General features: G+C 40.8%; 17 protein-coding genes. 6 read left to right on the forward strand and 11 right to left on the reverse strand.

From position 1 onward, the window contains the following. Positions 1–3: 3 nt before the first annotated feature. From B1F84_RS04920 to B1F84_RS04945, 6 genes are read right to left on the reverse strand one after another with little or no spacing between them, the layout of a single operon-like run. On the reverse strand, positions 4–1,647 hold the full coding sequence (locus B1F84_RS04920; protein WP_131690749.1) for a BatD family protein: 1,644 nt from the start codon (positions 1,645–1,647) through the stop codon (positions 4–6). Beyond that, positions 1,641–3,521 carry a VWA domain-containing protein gene (locus tag B1F84_RS04925; RefSeq protein ID WP_131690750.1) on the reverse strand — a complete coding sequence of 627 codons (1,881 nt, stop codon included), beginning with the start codon at positions 3,519–3,521 and terminating at the stop codon, positions 1,641–1,643. Before B1F84_RS04925 ends, B1F84_RS04920 begins: the two co-directional genes overlap by 7 nt. Next, entirely contained in the window at positions 3,521–4,504 is a 984-nt protein-coding gene (locus tag B1F84_RS04930) for a VWA domain-containing protein (RefSeq protein ID WP_131690751.1), read from the reverse strand. Before B1F84_RS04930 ends, B1F84_RS04925 begins: the two co-directional genes overlap by 1 nt. Continuing rightward, positions 4,497–4,931 carry a DUF4381 domain-containing protein gene (locus B1F84_RS04935; protein WP_010391338.1) on the reverse strand — a complete coding sequence of 145 codons (435 nt, stop codon included), beginning with the start codon at positions 4,929–4,931 and terminating at the stop codon, positions 4,497–4,499. Before B1F84_RS04935 ends, B1F84_RS04930 begins: the two co-directional genes overlap by 8 nt. A 3-nt stretch (positions 4,932–4,934) precedes the next feature. Beyond that, on the reverse strand, positions 4,935–5,879 hold the full coding sequence (locus B1F84_RS04940) for a DUF58 domain-containing protein (RefSeq protein ID WP_131690752.1): 945 nt from the start codon (positions 5,877–5,879) through the stop codon (positions 4,935–4,937). Between the two features lie 3 nt (positions 5,880–5,882). Then, positions 5,883–6,839 carry a MoxR family ATPase gene (locus B1F84_RS04945; RefSeq protein WP_076918973.1) on the reverse strand — a complete coding sequence of 319 codons (957 nt, stop codon included), beginning with the start codon at positions 6,837–6,839 and terminating at the stop codon, positions 5,883–5,885. 329 nt (positions 6,840–7,168) lie between these two features. On the opposite strand from B1F84_RS04945, the gene fadI reads away from it, so the two are divergent. Then, positions 7,169–8,479: an acetyl-CoA C-acyltransferase FadI gene (gene fadI / locus B1F84_RS04950; protein ID WP_008114501.1), complete on the forward strand. Its 1,311-nt coding sequence runs from the start codon at positions 7,169–7,171 to the stop codon at positions 8,477–8,479. Then, positions 8,479–10,602: a fatty acid oxidation complex subunit alpha FadJ gene (fadJ, locus tag B1F84_RS04955; RefSeq protein ID WP_131690753.1), complete on the forward strand. Its 2,124-nt coding sequence runs from the start codon at positions 8,479–8,481 to the stop codon at positions 10,600–10,602. Before fadI ends, fadJ begins: the two co-directional genes overlap by 1 nt. A gap of 60 nt (positions 10,603–10,662) precedes the next feature. Here the strand turns inward: fadJ and B1F84_RS04960 are convergent, their stop codons facing one another. Beyond that, on the reverse strand, positions 10,663–11,049 hold the full coding sequence (locus B1F84_RS04960; protein WP_131690754.1) for an MmcQ/YjbR family DNA-binding protein: 387 nt from the start codon (positions 11,047–11,049) through the stop codon (positions 10,663–10,665). Positions 11,050–11,242: 193 nt separating this feature from the next. Here B1F84_RS04960 and yeiP point away from each other — a divergent pair, with 193 nt between their 5' ends. Both yeiP and B1F84_RS18000 read left to right on the forward strand, forming a co-directional pair. Further along, entirely contained in the window at positions 11,243–11,815 is a 573-nt protein-coding gene (gene yeiP / locus B1F84_RS04965) for an elongation factor P-like protein YeiP (protein WP_131690755.1), read from the forward strand. Positions 11,816–11,959: 144 nt separating this feature from the next. Further along, positions 11,960–12,154, forward strand: coding sequence for a hypothetical protein (locus B1F84_RS18000; RefSeq protein WP_240702024.1), 195 nt, complete (start codon positions 11,960–11,962; stop codon positions 12,152–12,154). On the opposite strand, the gene B1F84_RS04970 is transcribed toward B1F84_RS18000, so the two are convergent. Both B1F84_RS04970 and B1F84_RS04975 read right to left on the reverse strand, forming a co-directional pair. Then, positions 12,151–14,391, reverse strand: coding sequence for an EAL domain-containing protein (locus tag B1F84_RS04970; RefSeq protein WP_008114510.1), 2,241 nt, complete (start codon positions 14,389–14,391; stop codon positions 12,151–12,153). The two genes, B1F84_RS18000 and B1F84_RS04970, sit on opposite strands and share 4 nt — an antisense overlap. A gap of 51 nt (positions 14,392–14,442) precedes the next feature. Beyond that, positions 14,443–17,166, reverse strand: coding sequence for an insulinase family protein (locus B1F84_RS04975; protein WP_131690756.1), 2,724 nt, complete (start codon positions 17,164–17,166; stop codon positions 14,443–14,445). Between the two features lie 184 nt (positions 17,167–17,350). Between B1F84_RS04975 and sixA the strand changes: the two genes are divergently transcribed. Next, the gene (gene sixA, locus B1F84_RS04980) at positions 17,351–17,827 is read left to right on the forward strand and encodes a phosphohistidine phosphatase SixA (RefSeq protein WP_076918984.1); all 477 of its coding nucleotides are present in this window, start codon (positions 17,351–17,353) and stop codon (positions 17,825–17,827) included. Between the two features lie 54 nt (positions 17,828–17,881). Here the strand turns inward: sixA and B1F84_RS04985 are convergent, their stop codons facing one another. Together B1F84_RS04985 and smrB are read right to left on the reverse strand one after the other, a co-directional pair. Beyond that, positions 17,882–18,805, reverse strand: coding sequence for an AEC family transporter (locus B1F84_RS04985; protein WP_008114516.1), 924 nt, complete (start codon positions 18,803–18,805; stop codon positions 17,882–17,884). Between the two features lie 17 nt (positions 18,806–18,822). Then, a complete protein-coding gene (gene smrB, locus B1F84_RS04990; protein ID WP_008114517.1) occupies positions 18,823–19,380 on the reverse strand; it encodes an endonuclease SmrB in 558 nt (185 codons plus the stop codon). A gap of 297 nt (positions 19,381–19,677) precedes the next feature. Here smrB and prmB point away from each other — a divergent pair, with 297 nt between their 5' ends. Next, a complete protein-coding gene (gene prmB, locus B1F84_RS04995; RefSeq protein WP_008466678.1) occupies positions 19,678–20,613 on the forward strand; it encodes a 50S ribosomal protein L3 N(5)-glutamine methyltransferase in 936 nt (311 codons plus the stop codon). Positions 20,614–20,667 lie beyond the last annotated feature (54 nt).

Here is a 20,667-nt window from a genome sequence, read left to right on the forward strand (position 1 = left end):
TTATTAAGAATATAGCTCTTTTAACGCAGATGATGGCTTAGCTGTGTGCGATTGATGTTTTTTTAATAAACTAACAATCGCTTCTAAATCAGTGCTAGCCGATTGGTTACCGTACAACTGTGCTTGTAAATTATTTACCTGCGCAGTGAACTGCGAGTTGTTTATCATAGCGCATAAATGGGTGAGAGCTCCTACCTTTTTATCTGTTCGAGTTAGCGTGTATAGATTAAGTGCATCGTAAAATGCTTTATTATCATGGCTTTTAGCAAGTATTTGCAGTGTTTTTAAATCTGCTTGCTGATTGCCTCTATGATTTGCTTGCGTCGTTTGTTGCACTTCTTTAGCTGAGCGTTTCATAAAGTAAAGAACTAGGGTCACAATCCATAATATGTAACCTAATACGGCTACAATAATAAGCCATAGAGGCGTACTAGTGTGGCGTTGCACGCTGAGCGCTTGCTGCGTTGGCTCTGCATCCGTGTTGTTTAAAGTACTTTCAACGGGTGTATTTAGTGAGTTTGCTGGCGCTGTGGTACTTGGTGTTACCGTAATTGTGCGTTCTGGTAAAGTTGCGTAACTAATTCGGTTCATTTTGGTGTTATACCAAGGCAGGGTAATTTCAGGCAATGTATAAGTGCCTGGGGTTTGTGGCAGTAGCGCAAATGAGGCGCTTTGCTGTGATACCACTCGACCATCGCGTACTGCATTGTTGGTTTCTTTTTCATCCGGGTAGCTGCGAATACCATCTATAGTAGGCATATCAATTTCGGGTAGTTGCTCCTTAGTAACCCCTAATGCGGTAAGCATAATAGTGCGTGTTATTGGCGTGCCGGCCTCAACGGTATTATCGTCTGGTTGCCATTGCTCGGTTAGACTTACTAATTCACTGGGTAACCAATCACCTTGATAATTCTCAGGGATGGGTTTGATTTCAATCTGTTGTTCATCGCCAAGTGCCGACACCTCTAGTTGGCGATAGTTTTGTTGAACACGCCCTTGAAAAACCGGTGCTTCAATGGTGTATGCACCACTTTTTTGCGGCTGAATTAAATAATTACGGGTGATCACTAAATAACGTTTACCGTTAACCAGTTCATAATCTTCACTTTGCTTACCTAGCTGGGTGAGTTGAGCATCTTCCATGCTTGGCGTGCTTAAGCTGCCATCAAGTAGCTCTTTAGCTAAGTAAAGTTTAATGGTGTAAACGCCAGCCTCTTGCACAAATAAGCTGTTATTTGTAAGCGAGCTTTTTAAAAATATATCATCATTTTTACCTGTATCGCCACTACGCTCTTTAACCGATAAGCTCATTGGTTGAGAGCTGAGCCCTGCAACACTAAAAGAAGGAATTGTGTATTCGCCGGCTTTGCGAGTCATTAACTTAACAGACCACGATGTTTGTTTTTTAATGTTGCCGTTAATAATGTTGGTGCGGCTACTTAAACTCATAGGACCGACGACAAAATCTTTTAACAGCGCTGAAGTATCGGGTTGTTGCCCTTTGATTGAATCATCAATGCTAATATTGAGCATAAAAAACTCACCCGCCAGTACCGGGTTTTTATCAACGCTTGCCTCTAATGAAGTGGCGGCCATTAATGGCATGGCAGTTAATAGCAATAAACAGCAAAATAATCGCATTACCATGATTTTTCTACTCCTGTTGGACGGCGTTGATATTGTCTTTTTTGGGCTTCTAATTGCATTTTGTTTCTTAATAAAATAGCGGGATCGTCGGGCACTTTTCTTAGTAACTGATTTAGTTGCTGTGCTTTCTCTTTTTCTTCATTAGTAAGTTCAGCCGCCTGTGCCTGCATAGCTTGTTGTTGTGCTTGCTGCTTTTGCTCATCAGATGGCGGTTGCTCATTCATTTGATTGGGTTGACTCTGTTGCTCGTCTTGCTGAGGCTTACTATCGTCGTCTTTGTTCTCGTCTTGTTGGTTTTGTGATTGAGCTTGCATGTCAGGCTGATTTTGTTCATCTGACTGCTCACCAGATTGGCTTTGTTGATCTTTTGATTGCTCCGAGGGCTCACCCGATTGCTGCTCTTCACTGTTATCTTCGCTTTTATCTGCGTTATTTTTATCGCCATTTTTTTGCTGATCTTGTTTTGATTTATCTGCATCATCTTGACTTTGATCATCTTGATTTTGCGAATCATTACCTTGTTGGTTTTGCTGTTGCTTCAGTAACTGCTCAACTAACGCTTGGTTATCGGCTGCTTGGGTAAAATCAGACTGCAGTGATTGCGCTTGTTTGTAAGCGTTTATAGCAGCCTCCAATTGTCCGGCTTTAGCCAGTGCATTACCGTAATTGTAATAACCAGTAGCTGATTTATCTTGACTAAATTCGTTCAGAGCGCCTTCAAACTGACCTTGCTGATAAAGTGCAGCGCCTTTGAGTGCGTTGGACTTCGCTTGCGCTGCTTGTTGGTACTCTTGGTTGTTGTAAGCTTCTAATGCACGTTGATCGGTATTTTTAAATAGCGTTGGTAACTCTACTGCATGGGCATTTTGCTGAGGTAAAAAGCTTAGCAATAGCACCGCACCAATAAACGCAGAGCGCCTAAATAAGTATAGAGCTAAGGGCAGCAAAATAAGCAAGCCATAAATGCCAGCATCGATTCGCCACAAGGCTAAATTTGGTTTTTCACTTTTTAGTATTTCACTGTTTGCTTGCGGTGAAAAAATAGCAATATCGCTATTACTTGGCTGATAATTAGCGTATTGGCCGCCACTATTCTTTGCTAGTCCTTTGAGTAAAGAACCATTGAGTGTAGGCACTACAATTTGGCCGTAATTATCTTTTAAAAATCCGCCTTCAGGTAACTTTATTGGTGCACCTTGCTCAGTGCCAATACCGTAAATATTAAGTCGATACTGGCTACTGTTAGTAAAGCCACTTATATCACTTTGCTGTTGTTGTTCAATACCATCGGTGATCAAAATAATATCACCATCTAGGTAGCCTGCTTGAGTGAGCAGCTCTTGCGCCATGTCTAAACCTGCCAGCACGTTGGAGCCTTTATCAGGCATAATTTCAGGGCTCAAACTAGGAATAAGATTAGCAAGGGTGGTTGCATCATTGGTCAGTGGTGAAATGGTATAGGCAGTGCCTGCGTAGGCTACTAATGCAGTATCACCTTCTTTAAATAACTCAATCATATCGAGGGCTTTAAAGCGAGATTGCATTAATCGATTAGGAGCAATGTCGGTGCTATACATAGAGTACGACATATCCATTACAATAACGCGGGCACTTTTGCTTTGAAATACAGGGACTTGTTTTTCCTCAAAACTTGGGCCTGCACTAAATATAATGGCTAAACTGCAAAATAACGCAACTAGCCACAGCGGCTGACGAGCCTGATTATTTGATTCACTCATAACAAATTGTGCTAAATGTGGCGCAATGAGTGGCGCCGATTGGGCTTTTTTCTTTTTAAGCATGGCAATAAAAAACAGCCCTAGCGCAGGAAGTAGTAGCCATAGAATAGCGGGGCGAATAAACTCAAAATCCATTAGCTTGGCTCCTTCAATGCACGTACTGTTTTTAAAAATGCCATTGCACTTATTAATAGAATGGCCAGTAATAACGGATAATAAAACAAGGCTGTTTGCGGGCGAAAGGTCTGCTCATCGGCACTAATTGGCTCGAGTTTATCAAGCTCTGCATAGATTTGTTGCAACCCAGCGACATCTTTGGCTCTGAAGTACAGACCCCCTGTTTGTTCGGCAATATTTTTCAGTAAACTCTCATCTAAATTGCTGCCCCCAGAGCCCATATTAAATAAACTAAAGCCACGAGGATTATCTGAGCCGACTCCGATGGTGTACACTTTTATGCCTTCTTCACGAGCTAGTAATAGGGCATCTTCGGGATCAAGGTTTCCTGCGGTGTTTTGTCCATCTGTTAGTAACACCACAATGCGATTACTTTCTTTTTTACTAGCAAAGCGTTTAACAGATAAGCCCAAAGCGTCACCAATAGCCGTGGCACGTCCTACTAAACCTATTTGTGCTTCAGTAAGCATTTTGCTGACGGTTTTTACATCACGAGTGAGAGGTGTTTGCAAAAACGCGGTATCACCAAACAATATTAGCCCAAGTCTGTCGCCTTGACGTTGCTCTATAAAATCGCTAAGCACTGCTTTAACCATAGTTAAACGGTCAACATATTGGCCATTATAAGCCATGTCTTGTTCTGTCATTGAGCCCGATAAATCCACAGCGAGCATAATGTCGCGACCTTCATTAGGCAGCGATATAGGCTCATCTAACCAAGTAGGGTTAGCCGATGCTGTTACTAATAATGCCCATAGCAACCATTCAAGAGTGTTTAACTTACGTGCACTGGGCTCTACATGTTGATTATTTAAATTATGCGATGCAAAACTTGGGATGCGTAAACGTGTCGTTGCATTACTTGCTGCGGGTTTTAATAGCAGTAACGTTAAAGGAAGCGGCAGTAATAAAAACAGCCATGACCAGCTAAATTCAAACATGCAGTGGCTCCTTTAGCTTAAATTGTTTAATAGCTTGGCGAAACTTATCACTGAGTGCCGGTGGTGTTTGTGCTGTGCTATATAGGCTTGAAATTTCATCTTCATTAAAACCAATTGCAGCAAGTTGACTTAGGGTTTTACACCAGTTAGCTGTGGATTGCGCTGCTAAGCGTGGATCGTAATAGGTGATCACTAAACGCTTTAAAATAATATGCAATTGCTGCGCTGATTGTTGTTGATTAGCTAATTTAATCGCATTACGTTTTGGTTTTTTAAATTGATAGTTTTTGTACATAATTATAATTAAGCCACACACTAAGCACAGTGCAATGCTAATAACTACCCACCAAGCAGGGGCTAACGGCCACCAGTCAACGTGAGAGGGAGCAATAATATCGTGAAGGCCATCAAGTGGAGAGGTTTGCATGATTTATCTTCTCACTAATTGCAGTTCCAGCGCAGTGGCTGCATCGAATGATAATAGGTTAAGCCCAGATTTTGTTAAACGATTAATACGCGCGCTAAATGCGTGCTCGGCATTTTTGGCAAATCGTTCTCTAAAACTGTTATCCATCAAAGGGAGGGCAAACTGCTGATTATTAGCACTTACCGTAACCGCTTGTTGGAAAGCCGGTAACTTATGCTCGAAGGGATCGCTAATATGGCAACCTATTAATTCACAGTGCCGCGCAAGTAATTCGAGTTGTTTAAAGCTGGCGTCATCTAAGGCGTTAAAATCGGATACGATATAAACCAAACTACCGGGTTTAGCTAAGTGATTTAAACGCTTAAGGTTATCACTAAAGCTATTGCTGGCGGGTTTATCAATATTTTCAAGTGCCTGCTGATGGGCGTCGCACAAATTATGACACAGCTTTAACACCGCTTTTTCACGGGCGCTAGGTTTAAGCTCTAAATGCGAGTGCTGATTAAACACAATACCGCCAATTCTATCGCCACGTTGGCAAGCAGACCATGCAACCAGGGCGCTAATATGTGCAGCTTGCACCGATTTTAATAATAATTGTGAGCCAAATAACATTGAATTTGAAAAGTCAGTAAACACAAATACCGGGCGTTCTTTTTCTTCTTGAAAAAGCTTGGTGTGAGTTTCACCGATACGGGCCGTGACCCGCCAATCAATAGAGCGTATGTCATCACCGTGTTGGTAATGGCGCACTTCGGCAAACTCCATGCCACGGCCTTTATGCGGCGCCAGATATTGCCCCGCTAAGGTATTTTTTATTCTAACTTTAGGTGCCAGCTCAAGCAGTTGCGCTTTTGCTTTATAATACATCAGCTCTTTGAGCGATAAATTAACACCATGGCTATGACTTAATTTAAGCCATGCCTGAGAATCAAAGTGTGTTTGCATAACTTAAGGTACAGCAACTAGTTCAACAATACGGCTAATAACCTGATCTTTTGTAATACCATCGGCCTGTGCTTCGTAACTTAAAATAATACGATGGCGTAATACATTATGTACCACAGCTTGAATATCGTCAGGCGATACAAAATCACGACCACTTAACCACGCATGAGCTCGGGCACATTTATCTAAAGCAATCGTGGCACGTGGGCTGGCGCCGTATTCAATCCAGCGGCCAAGTTGCTCATCTAAGTTTGCGCCTTCTCGAGTGGCAATAATCAACTGAACTAAGTACTGCTCTAGTGGTTCAGCTAAATACAAACCTAAAATCGCTTTTCGAGCAGCAAACAACTCTGCTTGCGAAATTTGCTCAAGCACTGGGGCTTCATCATTAAGTGCTTCACCACGAGTTAGGCGTAAAATATCAAGCTCGTGCTCTGCACCTGGGTAATTAATACTTAAATGTAATAAAAAACGGTCTAATTGCGCCTCAGGTAGTGGGTAGGTCCCTTCTTGCTCAAGCGGATTTTGTGTTGCCATCACTAAAAACAGGTCACTAAGTGGGTACGTATTTTTGCCCACAGTAACTTGGCGCTCGGCCATTGCTTCTAATAAAGCTGATTGTACTTTTGCTGGTGCTCGGTTTATTTCATCCGCTAATATGAGATTATGAAATAAAGGGCCTTTTTCAAACACAAATTCACTGGTTTGTTGACGATAAATATCAGTGCCGGTTACATCGGCAGGTAATAAGTCTGGGGTAAATTGAACACGCTGAAACGATCCTTCAATACCTTTTGCAAGCGCATTTACTGCGCGAGTTTTTGCAAGCCCTGGAGGGCCTTCAACAAGTAAGTGGCCATCGGCTAATATAGCAATTAAAAGTGCTTGAGTAAGCGCTGGCTGGCCAATGATTTGTGTATCTAAGTACGTTTTTAATTGTGAAAATGCGTTAGCTGCCATAATAAGTGGACTGTCCTCGTCAGCTTAAATAATACCTAAAGTGATTAGGTAACAAATACTGAGCTAGTTATAAGGTTTATAAGTGGATAACTCAAGAGTTAGACTGATTTTTTGAAAATAGTTCGTTATTTTTTAACGGTTTTTAGCCTAACATAAAACTTTGTAAAATCAGCTAAAAAAGCCTATTGTATTACTCTTTACTGTTGTAAGTAGTGATTTACAATGGCGCTTTATGATTAATTTACGTTTATCTATTGGCTTTATCACACGGGTTGTTTAGAATCGAGGAAAACACACAGGTCTGACCTGTCAGCGGGAGAGAATAATAAATGTCTGAGCAAAACATACTTAAAACACCAAAAGGCGACCGTATTGCCATCGTAAGCGGCCTACGTACTCCTTTTGCTAAGCAAGCAACTGCGTTTCACCATGTACCAGCATTGGATATGGGTAAGTTAGTTGTTAATGAAATGCTTGAGCGATTAAATTTCGACAAGTCAGAAATCGATCAACTGGTTTTTGGTCAAGTAGTACAAATGCCAGAAGCGCCAAATATTGCACGTGAAATTGTATTAGGTACAGGTATGCCAGTGGGCGTTGACGCATATTCAGTGTCACGTGCGTGTGCAACGAGCTTTCAAGCAATTGCAAATGTTGCCGAATCAATTATGGCGGGTTCTGTAAGTGTAGGTATCGCTGGTGGTGCCGATTCATCGTCTGTATTGCCAATTGGTGTAAGTAAAAAATTAGCCGGCAGTTTAGTTGATTTAAACAAAGCCCGTACGCTTGGTCAGCGTTTAAAAATATTCTCAAAACTACGTTTAAAAGATTTATTGCCAGTACCGCCAGCGGTTGCTGAGTACTCAACGGGTTTATCAATGGGACAAACAGCTGAGCAAATGGCTAAAACCCATAATATTAGCCGTGAAGATCAAGATGCTTTAGCACATCGTTCTCACTCATTAGCAACTCAAGCTTGGGCCGATGGCAAGTTAAAAGATGAAGTAATGACGGCGCATTTACCGCCATATAAAAGCTTTATTGAAGAAGACAACAATATTCGTAAAAACTCAACGGTTGAAGGTTACGCTAAGCTCAAACCTGTATTTGACCGTCAGCACGGCTCTGTGACTGCCGCTAATGCAACCCCATTAACCGATGGCGCAGCCGCAGTGTTAATGATGAGCGAAAGCAAAGCAAAAGCATTGGGTTACGAAATTTTAGGCTACGTACGCAGTTTTGCGTTTTCAGCCATAGGCGTAGAAAAAGATATGCTAATGGGGCCAGCTCACTCAACGCCAATCGCGCTTGATAGAGCGGGTATTACGTTGGCTGATTTAGACCTTATTGAAATGCATGAAGCGTTTGCATCGCAAACCTTAGCGAATATGAAAATGTTTGCTTCAGATAAATTTGCACAAGAGCACTTAGGGCGTAATAAAGCCATAGGTGAAATTAACATGGATAAGTTTAACGTTAACGGCGGTTCACTCGCTTATGGTCACCCATTTGCGGCAACCGGCGCGCGTTTAATTACACAAAGTTTATACGAGCTTAAGCGTCGTGGCGGTGGTTTAGCGTTAACGACTGCCTGTGCTGCGGGTGGTTTAGGTGCAGCCTTTGTATTGGAGAGTGCGTAATGACAGATTCAGTATTTAATTTAACGGTTGATGATAACAAAATAGCCGTGGTAACCATTGATGTGCCGGGTGAAAAAATGAATACCCTGCGTGACAGCTTTGCTGATGATTTAAAAGCATTATTAGCACAAGCTAAAGAGCACGCAGTTAAAGGTATGGTATTTATTAGTGGTAAAAGCGATAACTTTATTGCTGGTGCCGATGTTAAAATGCTAGACAGCGTGCAAAAGCGTGAAGATGCATTAGCTATTAGCGAGTTATGCCATCAAGCATTTTTTGATTTGAAAAAGCTTCCGTACACCACAGTTAGTGCTATACATGGCGCAGCGCTTGGTGGCGGTTTAGAATTTGCTTTAGCATGTGATTACCGCGTAGGTACCGATAGCGATTTAACTAAAATTGGTTTACCAGAAGTACAACTAGGTTTATTACCTGGCGGTGGTGGTACACAGCGCTTAACTAAAATCGTGGGCATTCAAAAAGCCCTTGAGTGGATGCTAACTGGTAAGCAAATTCGTCCAAAACAAGCTAAAAAAGCCGGTGTATTGGATGATTGTGTTCCACAAAGCGTACTGCTAAAAGTGGCCAAAGAGTTTGCTGCGAAGAAAAAGCCACAAGCTAAAGAGCCTAAACTTGATAAGATCAGCAAGCTATTAGAATCAAACCCGTTTGGTCGTAACTTTATCTTTAAAAAAGCTAAAGAAAACGTACTTAAAAAAACCGGTGGTCACTACCCAGCGCCGCTTGCGATTATTAAAGCGGTTCGTGCAAGCGTAGAGCTTGATGAAATGAAAGCGTATAAAACCGAAGCCGAAGGCTTTGCTACGTTAGTAATGAGTGATGAGTCTAAAGCACTTCGCGGTATTTTCTTTGCAACCACTGAAATGAAAAAAGAATGGCGCAACGATGACGCTCCTGCGATTAGTAAAACTGCTGTGTTAGGTGGCGGATTAATGGGCGCAGGTATTGCCCATGTAAGTGCGGTTAAGGCTAAATTGCCGGTACGTATTAAAGATGTGGCAGAGCAGGGCATAAGTAATGCCATGAACTACACATACAAAATCTTAGATAAACGCCTTAAGCGCCGCATTATGTCAAAAGCCGATATGCAGTTAACCATGAACCGCATTACTGGCACTACGGATTACAGCGGCTTTAAGCACATAGATTTAGTTATAGAAGCGGTATTTGAAGATTTAGAGCTTAAGCAAGGTATGGTTGCTGATGTTGAGCAGCAATGCCAAGCGAATACTATTTTTGCAAGTAATACCTCGTCATTACCTATTTCTCAAATTGCAGCAAAAGCAGAACGCCCTGAAAATGTAATTGGTTTACATTATTTCTCGCCAGTAGAGAAAATGCCACTGGTAGAGATCATTCCTCACGAAGGCACGTCACAAGAAACCATTGCTCGTGTAGTTAACTTTGCACGTAAGCAAGGTAAAACGCCAATTGTGGTAAAAGATATGGCTGGTTTTTATGTAAACCGTATTTTAGCGCCATACCTTAATGAAGCGGCTAACTTAATGCTTGCTGGTGAGCCGATTGAAAAAATAGATGCGGCTTTAGTCGAGTTTGGTTTTCCTGTTGGACCGTTGGCATTGCTGGACGAAGTAGGTATTGATATTGGATCTAAAATTGCGCCAATTCTTGAAAAAGAATTGGGTGAGCGTTTTAAAGGACCCGATGCTTTCTCACGCATGATTGATTCAAAACGTCTTGGTCGTAAAACAGGTCGTGGCTTTTATGAATACGACAAGAAAGGTAAGAAGGTTGATGAGTCAGTCTATGAGCTACTAGGTGTAACCCCAGCCCCACGTTTAAATAAAAACGAGATTGCTAAGCGCTGTGTTTCACAAATGCTTAATGAAGCGGCTCGTTGTTTAGATGATGGTATTATCGCAAGCCCGCGTGATGGTGATATTGGTGCTATTTTTGGTATTGGTTTCCCACCATTCCTAGGGGGGCCGTTTAGCTACATGGATAAATTAGGCGCGAGTAAAATAAGCTCTGATATGTCTACACTGGCTAACAGCAATGCGATTTTTGCACCCTGTGAGACTCTGCTTGAAATGGCTGAGAAAGGCGATAAGTTTTACAGTAAAGCAGAACAACAAGACTAATTATTTAATTTTAAAGCAAAAAAGCCGCATTAGCGGCTTTTTTTATGTTTGCTGTAAGTGCTATAGCAAATCGGCAATGGCCTGTTTGTCTTTATCTGGCATGTTGTCGACCACCAAATTAAATGAATTATCAATCATACGCTCAATTTCACCTTGTGGTATTGAGCCGTCTAAAATCACTGTATTCCAAAGGCGTTTATTCATATGATAACCTGGAATCACCGAAGGAAAAATGTCACGTAATGACTGTGCTTCATCAGGGTCGCACTTTAAGTTTAGCCACCAAATAGGTTCGCCGTTTTCATCGGTTTCACCCTCATTGCTCAGTGCAAGGGTGGCGAACATCTTATGGTTTACTTTATATACATCAACATCTTTAGCAAAAGGTTGCGTTAGTTTAACTAACGGTTTGTTCATTAAATAAGTATGTACAGTTTGTTGGTTCATGAGCCATTCCTTGAGGTCATAATCGATAACTTAACCATAGCAGCTTTTTGCCACTAGATGACACGTGTTTCAGTCTAAATTACAGATTTATAAGTCAATACGAAGTAAGAAGCTAATCATATCACTTTATTGTTGAACAAAATCAGTTTCGTGGTATGTTTCTCGCAATCAAAAAAACAATAGGAATTCACCCATGCCAAAGGCGAGTGATGTTAAAAAAGGGACGGCTATTGACTTTAATGGCCGTGTATTAGTAGTAAAAGATATCGTACGCTCAGTACCACAAGGTCGTGCTGGTGGTAGTTTATACCGTATGCGATTATACGATGTAGTAACGGGTAGTAAAGTTGACGAAACATTTAAAGACAGCGACATGCTTAATCTTGCTGATTTAATCCGTCGTGAAGCCATGCTGTCGTATATTGATGGGGATGAGTATGTCTTCATGGATAATGAAGATTACACGCCTTACAATTTAAATAAAGACGCCATAGCGGAAGAAATTCAATTTGTTAATGAAGAAACCCAAGGTGTGCATGTTATTGTGATTGATGGCGCGCCGGTAGGGCTTGATCTTCCTTCAAGTGTTGAACTTGTTGTTGAAGAAACTGACCCTTCAATTAAGGGGGCTTCCGCCAGTGCTCGATCAAAGCCTGCACGCTTATCAACGGGCTTAACGATTCAAGTGCCAGAGCATATTTCAACCGGTGATCGCATCCGTATAAATACCGCTGAGCACAAGTTTATGGGTCGTGCTGACAAGTAAGCTGTAATGAGAATTGAGAGCCGAGCATGTTAGTTGCTTGGCTTTTTTTGTGTCTGAGTAACGGGTAAATAATGTGTTGCTTTAATTTTCGCCAGTTTGACGCTATTATACGCGCCTCAATTTTTAAGCAGTTTGGTGGCCATGGTGTTATTTATTTTACTCAGTGGTGTGTTTATCATACTTATGTATATTGAAACCATTAAAAAGGGTATGCCCGTTAAGCGCTGGCTATTTTTAAGCGGATTGTTGGGACCTGCAGCGTGGTGTTTATTTAACCTACATTATCGACGTGCATTAATACGCAATACCGGCATAAAAACGTGCCTATGGCGTGCTTAACTCGTCGCTCTAATTAAACTTAGTTTTGATTGGCTCTGTTGTTGTTTTAAAAACGCAGTAAATTCATCTTTTGACAGTGGCTTAGAGTAGTAATAACCCTGCAGTGTTTCACAGTTAAGCTCTTCAAGTATGCTTATTTGCGATGCTTGCTCTACACCTTCTGCAACTACGTGCAAATCAAGGTTATGTGCAATTGTGACGATAGAGTCCACCATATTGCGGCCACGCTCTGTCTTCATATCATCAATAAAGGCTTTATCTACCTTAAGCGTATTCAGTGGAAACTGCTTTAAATACGCCAGCGATGAATACCCAGTACCAAAGTCATCCATGGCTAAATGAATGCCACGGGCACTTAAAGAGCGCATAATAGCAATCGCTTCTTGTGGGTCGTCCATTACCGTACCTTCGGTGATCTCAAGCTCTAAAAAGTAAGAGGGCAGTTCATTTTTTTGTAAAATCACATCAATGCGAGAGGTTAAATCGGGTAGGCTAAATTGTTTGGCCGATAAATTTACCGCTACACGAGCGTTAAATAATCCAGCGTCTAGCCATTGCTTTACATCACGACAAGCTTTGTTTAAAACCACTTCACCAATTTCAATAATTTGCCCTGTCTCTTCGGCGATTGGAATAAATACACCGGGGCTAATAATGCCTTTTTTAGGGGTAATAAAGCGCACCAACGCTTCCATTCCGGCAAGCTTACCAGTACGAATATTCATTTTAGGTTGGTAGTACACCTCAAAGTGATCTTCTTTTAAACCAAAGCGCATTAGGTTTTCTATTTGCAGTCGTTTTACTGCTTGGCGATTCATAGTGTCATTAAAGAACAGGTAGCTATTGCCTTTCTTTTTCGCATGATACATGGCGGTATCGGCGTTCTTTAATAGTATTTCGGGGGTATTACCATCTTCTGGAAACAGTACAATTCCTACACTTGAGGTGATAGCAAGTTCATGACCTGCCATTTTAAATGGTGTGGCTATTGCCGCTAAAAATTGTTTAGCCATGCGGGTAATAGTGTGAATATCGTTGGTGTTAGACATAACAAGCGCAAACTCATCACCACCAAGGCGATAAAATACATCATTTTCACGGGTGAGCTTATTTAAACGCATAGCAAGTTTTGCTAGCAAGCTATCACCTAACTGATGACCCAATGAGTCATTTATCTTTTTAAAGTTATCTAAATCAAATACTAACAAGGCATGGTGAGAATGCTGCTTGGCTAGTTTTTGTAAGTCAGAAAAAAACAAATTACGGTTAGGTAAGCTGGTGGTGCGATCTCGATTAGATAAATTATTGAGCTCAGACTCGGTTTTTTTACGCTCGGTTAAGTCAGAATATACTACGACATAATTGGTAATTTGATTTTGCGCGTTTTTAATTTCATCTATCGAGATTTCAAATGGTAGTAAAGCATGATCGCTATTGCGCAGCTTTACTTCTTCTTGAATATGCTCGTGCTTTCGAACGGTGTCTTTTATGGTTTCTATGTAGCTTTTGTCATAACCGGCTAAATGAAATTCTTTTTTAAGGTATTGCTCACGTACACCGCCAAACAAAGTTAAAAAGCTGGGGTTAATATCAACAAGCTTAAAGTCTTTATCATATATAGCCAGTGCATCAGTGAGTGACTCAACGCATTTTGCAAATAGGTTCAGTCGCTCTTCGGTTGATTTTAACTGCGAAATATCTCTTACCGTGCCAGTCATTCGCAGTGGGCTAAGGTTCGCGTCTTTTTCAATTATTTTGCCACGGTCGAGTACCCAATGCCATTTACCAAAACTATCTTTAATACGATAAGTAGCTTCGAAAAAAGTACTCTCTTCAGCAAAGTGTTTTTTTAATAGGTAGTCTACATGGGTTAAATCACGGGGGTGTATTAGGCTTTTATTCGGTGGAAATTCTACTAGATTGCTACTATTCATTACGTACTTGTCGTTAATACGAATAACTTTTCCGGTTTTTATATTCCAGTCCCATAGCGTGTCACCACTGCCTTCTACGGTACTTTTTAAACGTTTTTCAGACAGCTGTAATTGAGAGTGTGAGCGTTTTAGTGAGTGAATAACCGTTAACAAATAAATTAACAGTAATGACATTATTGCGCACACGCTAACGACTAGCGCATTTAAGTTCAAGCTAAACGATGACTCGAATGCACTAGCAGAGTAGGCTGTGGCCAAAGCGGCCAACAATAGAATGTATTTTATTATTTTTATTTTGTTCATTGTCTTACTTCTTATTTACAAAAGACAATCTAAATCAAGCGCGAGCAAGAGTCAAAGAGAATGCGAATAAAGTGGTAGATTCTCCGATTGATTCGCAGTTTTAGCGCTTAAAAGCTCATATCTTGGGCGATCTACATTGAAAATTTCAGCTGCATAGATTTTTAAATCTTCAAGCGTTAACGCGTTTAAAGAATCCAGCAGGCGTTGCTGCATATGAAACTGATGATCGCCATTGCCAATAGCAAGCCATAAACGTTGTGAACGTAAACGCAAGTTTTTGTCTTTTTCGGCAATATGCGTTGTTAACCCATGTTTTTGTTGCTGCCAGACTTGCTCTGTTAGTTCATCAATGGTTGATAAATACTGACTGATAAACACGTTATGCCTGTGCAGTAACGTGTTAGGTTCAAATTTAGGTGACTGAATATAAAATGCAATTCCGGCACGGGTATTAAAGGGCGCATAACCGGCACCAACTAAATAGCCCAGTTGTTGTGTGGTTCTTAGCTCATTGAAGTAATCTTGATTAATTAAATGATTAAGCGCCATCATTTTTACTTTTTCATCAACATCATCGCTTAATGCTTGGTAGTAAATCACCATAGCATTATCGCTACAAGCGAGTTCTAATTCGTAACGAGTCACTTTGGTAATTTCAAAAAGTGGGCGCTTTAAATCTTCTATGACCGCTGACTTTTTAAGGTGCAGTGCCACCTTTTTCTGAAACTCAAGTGCCTCATTTTGCTGCCAATTGCCATGTAAAAAAGATTCAACATGAAGCGCATTTAAAAACGCCTGTCTAAACTCATTAAACTGATGAAAACAGGTATCTTTAAGTGCATTTGCTAACTCGTCAGGCTGTGGGTTCCACGGCATTATTTTAGCGCCTAATATACTAAAGAGCTCACTAACAGGTTTGTTTTGGTTGCTATTGCGCCAATGCCTTACTAGTTGCTTTTTATATTCAGCAAAGCGTTTAGCACAAATTTTTACGTTAAATAGTGCATCAATTAGTTGATCAACCAGCTCAAGTTGGCTTGAAGATAGCCCCGCAGTATGTAAAGTTAAGCCGCCTTGGTGAGAGGTCAAGTGATAACTTAAGCCAGCAAGCTCCGCTGGGTAAAACTGCTCGCCAACACTATCCATAAACAAATCTGAAAACAATCGAGTCAATGCCATATGTTTTACATCTTTAACTGCAAAGTCAGAGTCCATGGCTAAATAAAAATGCCCTTTGGCCACTCTGAAGGTGGCATCTTGTTTAAACCAAAAGTCAAAGCCAGCTTCTTTTACCAGCAAAGTTGGATGAGCTTGCTGCGACTCTATTGGATATAAAACAACATCTTTAGCTAAATAAGGATTTGCGGTAGGTAATAACATTTCACCTTGTGGCTGACTAATTTGTGCCAGCGCTTCGAGCCAATGCAGTGACAGTTTTTCAATTTTATACGGTGTGTTATACCAAGCAGCTGTGTGTTCAGGCTCTACACCCGGATGAATCAGCACTAAACGCATATTGTGAGGGGTTAACCATTGCATCGCCATTTCATGAGTGGTGGCTTTAAAGCCTTCCATTAAATAGTCGCCCTGTAAGTAATTAACTTCATCGTAATGTTGCATGTTAATACTTAAATTACTGACCCAGTCAATCAGTCGAGATTTTTCTTGGTTATCAAATGCGATCTGTAGCAGTTTTTGTTTATCTTGATACAAGCGAGGCAGTTTGCTGATGTTGTTATTTATTAGGCAAATGTATTCAAATACCATTTCAATAATGTCTTCGTAGTATTCAATGCCTTCATCGGTCAGCGCCATACTAATATTAAAATCTTTAAAGTTACTACCGTTGATGCCACCTCCGGCAGACAGAGCATTGATCCAACCTTGTTCTTTAAGTACCGAATATAGCGAGCCTTGCCCTTCATATCCTAGTAAATGGGCAATAAAACTAACTGTTTTATGACGGTAAAAATCGTCTATGTTTGGCATGGCAAAGCTAATAATTAGCTTTTGTACGTGTTTGTGTGGCTCTATATGAAGCAACTTACCTAAATCTTGGCTGCGATAAAGCGGCGCTTCTATAGGTGGCTTTAACTTACCTTTTTTGCCTTTAATTTGGCAAAAATACTGAGTTGCCCATGCCTCAAGTGTATCTAATGATTCATTGGCACAAATCACTAAAGTCATCCATTGAGCTTGGTAATGCTGATTAAAAAAGTCACGTAATTCATCACTAATACAGCGTTTTCTATCAGCTAATGTTTGTAAGTTGCCTACGGAGAACTTAGCAAATGGGTGTGCAGGGTTGACCGTTTCTTTATGCACTTGATAGATACGTCGGCCATCATCTTTAATCTTTAATTTAAACTCAGCTTCAATAGCATTTCGTTCTTTTTCGGTTTCTGCGGGGTTTAATGTGGGCGCTATAAAAAAACGGCTAAATTGCGCTAACGCCGATTCAATATGATTGTTATTAATATCAAAAAAGTAGCAAGTATGCTCCGTGCCAGTCCAAGCATTGGTGTTACCACCAGATTGAGAGACAAAATTATTAAAGCTGCCTGATTCAGGATACAGATCGGTGCCTAAAAACAGCATGTGCTCTAAAAAGTGCGCTAAGCCTTGCCTATCAAGAGGATCGTCAAAGTGGCCGGCGTTTACAGCCATGGAGGCTGCCGCTTTTACTGAGTCCTGATCGTGCACTAAAAGCACTTTTAGACCATTGTCCAGTGTTAGTGTGCGGTAAGCTCTGTTATCATTAGTGCTGATTTTCAAATGATGCTCCTGAAACTAAACGTATAATTGTTAACAACAGATGATAACTTCAGGAATGCGACGCTATTTACCTGAACATCATGAAAGAACTATTTTAAGAAAATAAATAGGTTTGAGTTATTAATATAGCGGAAATTCGAGCAAATTGGCTACTGTTTTATATTCTTTAATTGGTTGATTTTTTATGAAAACAATCTTGATAATGCGTCATGGTGAAGCAATACCTATGCAGGCTGATGATGTCAGTAGAAATTTGACTTCTGTGGGTCAGCAACAAGCTGAAAAGATGGGTTTATGGTTGCAAAAAATGCACGCTCCCAGTGGCTTGTTAGTTAGTCCCTATGTTAGAGCGCAGCAAACGGCCGAGGCTGTTAAAAAAAGTAATCACTTTTTATTTGAAGAAACCTGTCACGATATTATTCCTGATGGGAACCCCCAGGTTGCCGCAGATTATTTAGAAACGCTAATTGCGCTTCACCCCGAATGCGATACCTGGCTTGTAGTTGCCCATATGCCCATAGTGAGCTATTTGGTTGACCAACTGTGCCCGGGTAATATGCCAATTTTTAACACCGGTGCAGTTGCCCAAATTAGTTACAATGAAGTGAGCCTTAAAAGTGATTACATCACCATAAATGCGCCAGCTAATGTAACCGTATAAACTACGAATTTTCCCAGCTTAAAGCCTGACAATAAAACGTGGTTAGGCATATATCTAAAGTAAAATGGTTAACCATACACTAAAACTCAGCACACTTAATACTGTAGATAAAACCACTGCACTGGCTAGGGTATCTTGATGTTGCTTAATTTGGCATGCAATTAAATAGGCATTAACGCCTAATGGCGATGCACTTAATAGTACCAGTACTTTTAACAGTGACTCATTAAGTGCAAATACGTGTGTGCCTAGCAATAACACCAAGGCAGGTAATATGACTAATTTTAATAGGCTGGCAATAGCTGCTGCTTGCCAGTTATCGCTAACTTTATAAAAGGCTAAGTTGGCGCCCAAAACAAATAACGCACAGGCAATTGCAGGTTTAGCTAAAAGTGCTAAGCCATTAGTTAAATCAGCAAATAAAGTAACCCCTGCCAAATTAACCAATAAACCAGTGCTAATACTTAACACCACTGGATTGAGTAGCATATTCTTGGCAAATGCTGACCAGGAAAACACATGACTGGCGCTGTTTGCACTAATTAAAAAAGTAAGGGTGAACAATAACGCGCTATGAAAGGTAATGATCATAAAAATAATGCCCATCATTTGCTCGCCTAATGCGGCAATAATAATCGGCAAGCCCACTAATACGGTGTTTGAATAACTACTGCCAAGGGCAAACACACTGTGACGCTCGTATTGAGGGTGTTTAGAGAGAATATAGCGGTCAATAACCAGGGCAAGAAAGTAAATTAAAATAACGGGAATGTAAAAACTTAAAAAACCATTTAAGCTGACACTGGTTTGTAAGTCTGCTTTGGCCATATTTAAAAATAAAAAGCTCGGCACACTAATATAAAAAGTAAACTTGCTTAACCCCGCTATGTGGATGCGCTCTAAAAAGCCACTGCGACTAGCAATATAGCCACATAGCACAATAAAAATCAGCGGGAATATAATCGAAAATATATGCACTAAAGGGCTCTTATTGATTAGCGTCTAAACTCATCACTTTGCGGTAAATTAATTAATATGAGTACTGCACCTTTACCGCCATATTCAAGTGGTGCTTGATGCATAGCAATAACGTCGGGGTGCTGCACTAAATATTGCGGCACTTTATGCCTGAGGATATGGCCGCCAATTCCGTGTACAACACAGGCGCAGTAGTAATGCTTTTTTTTACACTCATGAATAAGCCCTGCGAGTTCATCTTTGGCTACTTCTTTATTTAAGCCATGCAGGTCGAGGGTTAAATCAGGTATAAAATCCCCTCGGCGTAGTTGTTTCGCTAAAAAACGATCCTGACCCTGTTGCACATAATTAACAGTACCGTTAGTGTCTATATCGGGCACATATTCATCAGAAAAGAAAAATTCTGATTGTTGTTGCTTTTTTTGCTGGGCAAATTGCTTCGCTTGTGACACTTTAGGTTTATTACTAAAACGGTGAGTGTCTTGTTTGAACACGCGCGCACCGCTGATACTTTGACGAAACAAGTCAATGTCATCAGGGCTAATTAGATTGTTTGAGTGTGGATCTTTTTTCATAGCGGCAGTCTAAACAAAAAAGTGGTAAAAATCGAGTAAAAAGGTGTGATACCCAAGCAGCTTTGAGGTGCATAGTACGGCGCCAATAAGGTTAGTTTAAAAGCGATTTATACTGCGTTATTGATTTGAACAACAGAGTGACTATTACACTTGCAATCAATGCCTTGTTTAAATTACTTTTAATTCTAACTGTCACTCGCACCTAGAGGTGGCTTGGGTATACAATAGGGCAATCATGGGGCCCATAGTGTGCCCCGATTGAGTTAATTTTTTGAAAGTAGCAGGCAGATAATACTGATGAGTGAATTACTAATAGAAGAAGCAACCCTGGATGAAGCTGTTGCAGAACTTTCAACCTTACACGATTGGCTTCGTTGGACGACAAGTCAATTTGCAAGTAGCGGTATTTTCTTTGGTCATGGCACCGATAACGCATGGGATGAAGCGGTAAGTTTGTTATTACCAGCACTTAGCTTGCCAATTGATGCACCCAAAGAGCTGATGCATGCCCGTTTAACCAGCACTGAAAAAAACCGTTTAGCAGGCTTAATTGCCGAGCGCATTAACGATTTTACCCCAGTTCCATACCTGACCAACATTGCATGGTTTGCCAATATGCCATTTTATGTGGATGAACGTGTATTAATTCCTCGCTCGCCTTTTGCTGAGCTTATTAATAATCGTTTTACACCTTGGCTAGAGCAGCCAGAGTCAGTTGGGCGTATTTTAGATTTATGTACGGGGTCGGGTTGTATCGCGATTGCATTGGCACAAGCATTCGAAAATGCGCAAGTTGATGCGGTTGATATATCTTATGAAGCGCTTGAAGTGGCTGATATTAATATCACTGACTATCAACTAAGTGACCGTGTATTACCGATCCAGTCTGACGTATTCAGTGGTGTGCCTGGGCAAAAATATGACTTAATCGTAGCAAACCCTCCGTACGTTGATGCTGAAGATATGGCTGATTTACCACGTGAATTCCACCACGAGCCAGAGCTTGGGTTAGCATCGGGTCACGATGGCCTTGATGTAACACGTACTATTTTAGATCAAGCTAGTGAGCATCTAACAGATAACGGTTTGTTATTTGTCGAAGTAGGTAACTCTATGGTACATATGGATGCACTGTATCCAGGCGCACCATTTGAATGGATTGAGTTTGAACAAGGCGGATTAGGGGTGTTTGTTATTAGCAAGCAACAACTAGATGCCTACTTTGCGCAGTAATAATTAATACTAGCCATTCATCCCAAATGGCTGGGTAACACTATAGCCGAGTTA

Origin of the sequence: Pseudoalteromonas sp. DL-6 (assembly GCF_004328665.1) — a bacterium.
Lineage (GTDB): Bacteria > Pseudomonadota > Gammaproteobacteria > Enterobacterales > Alteromonadaceae > Pseudoalteromonas.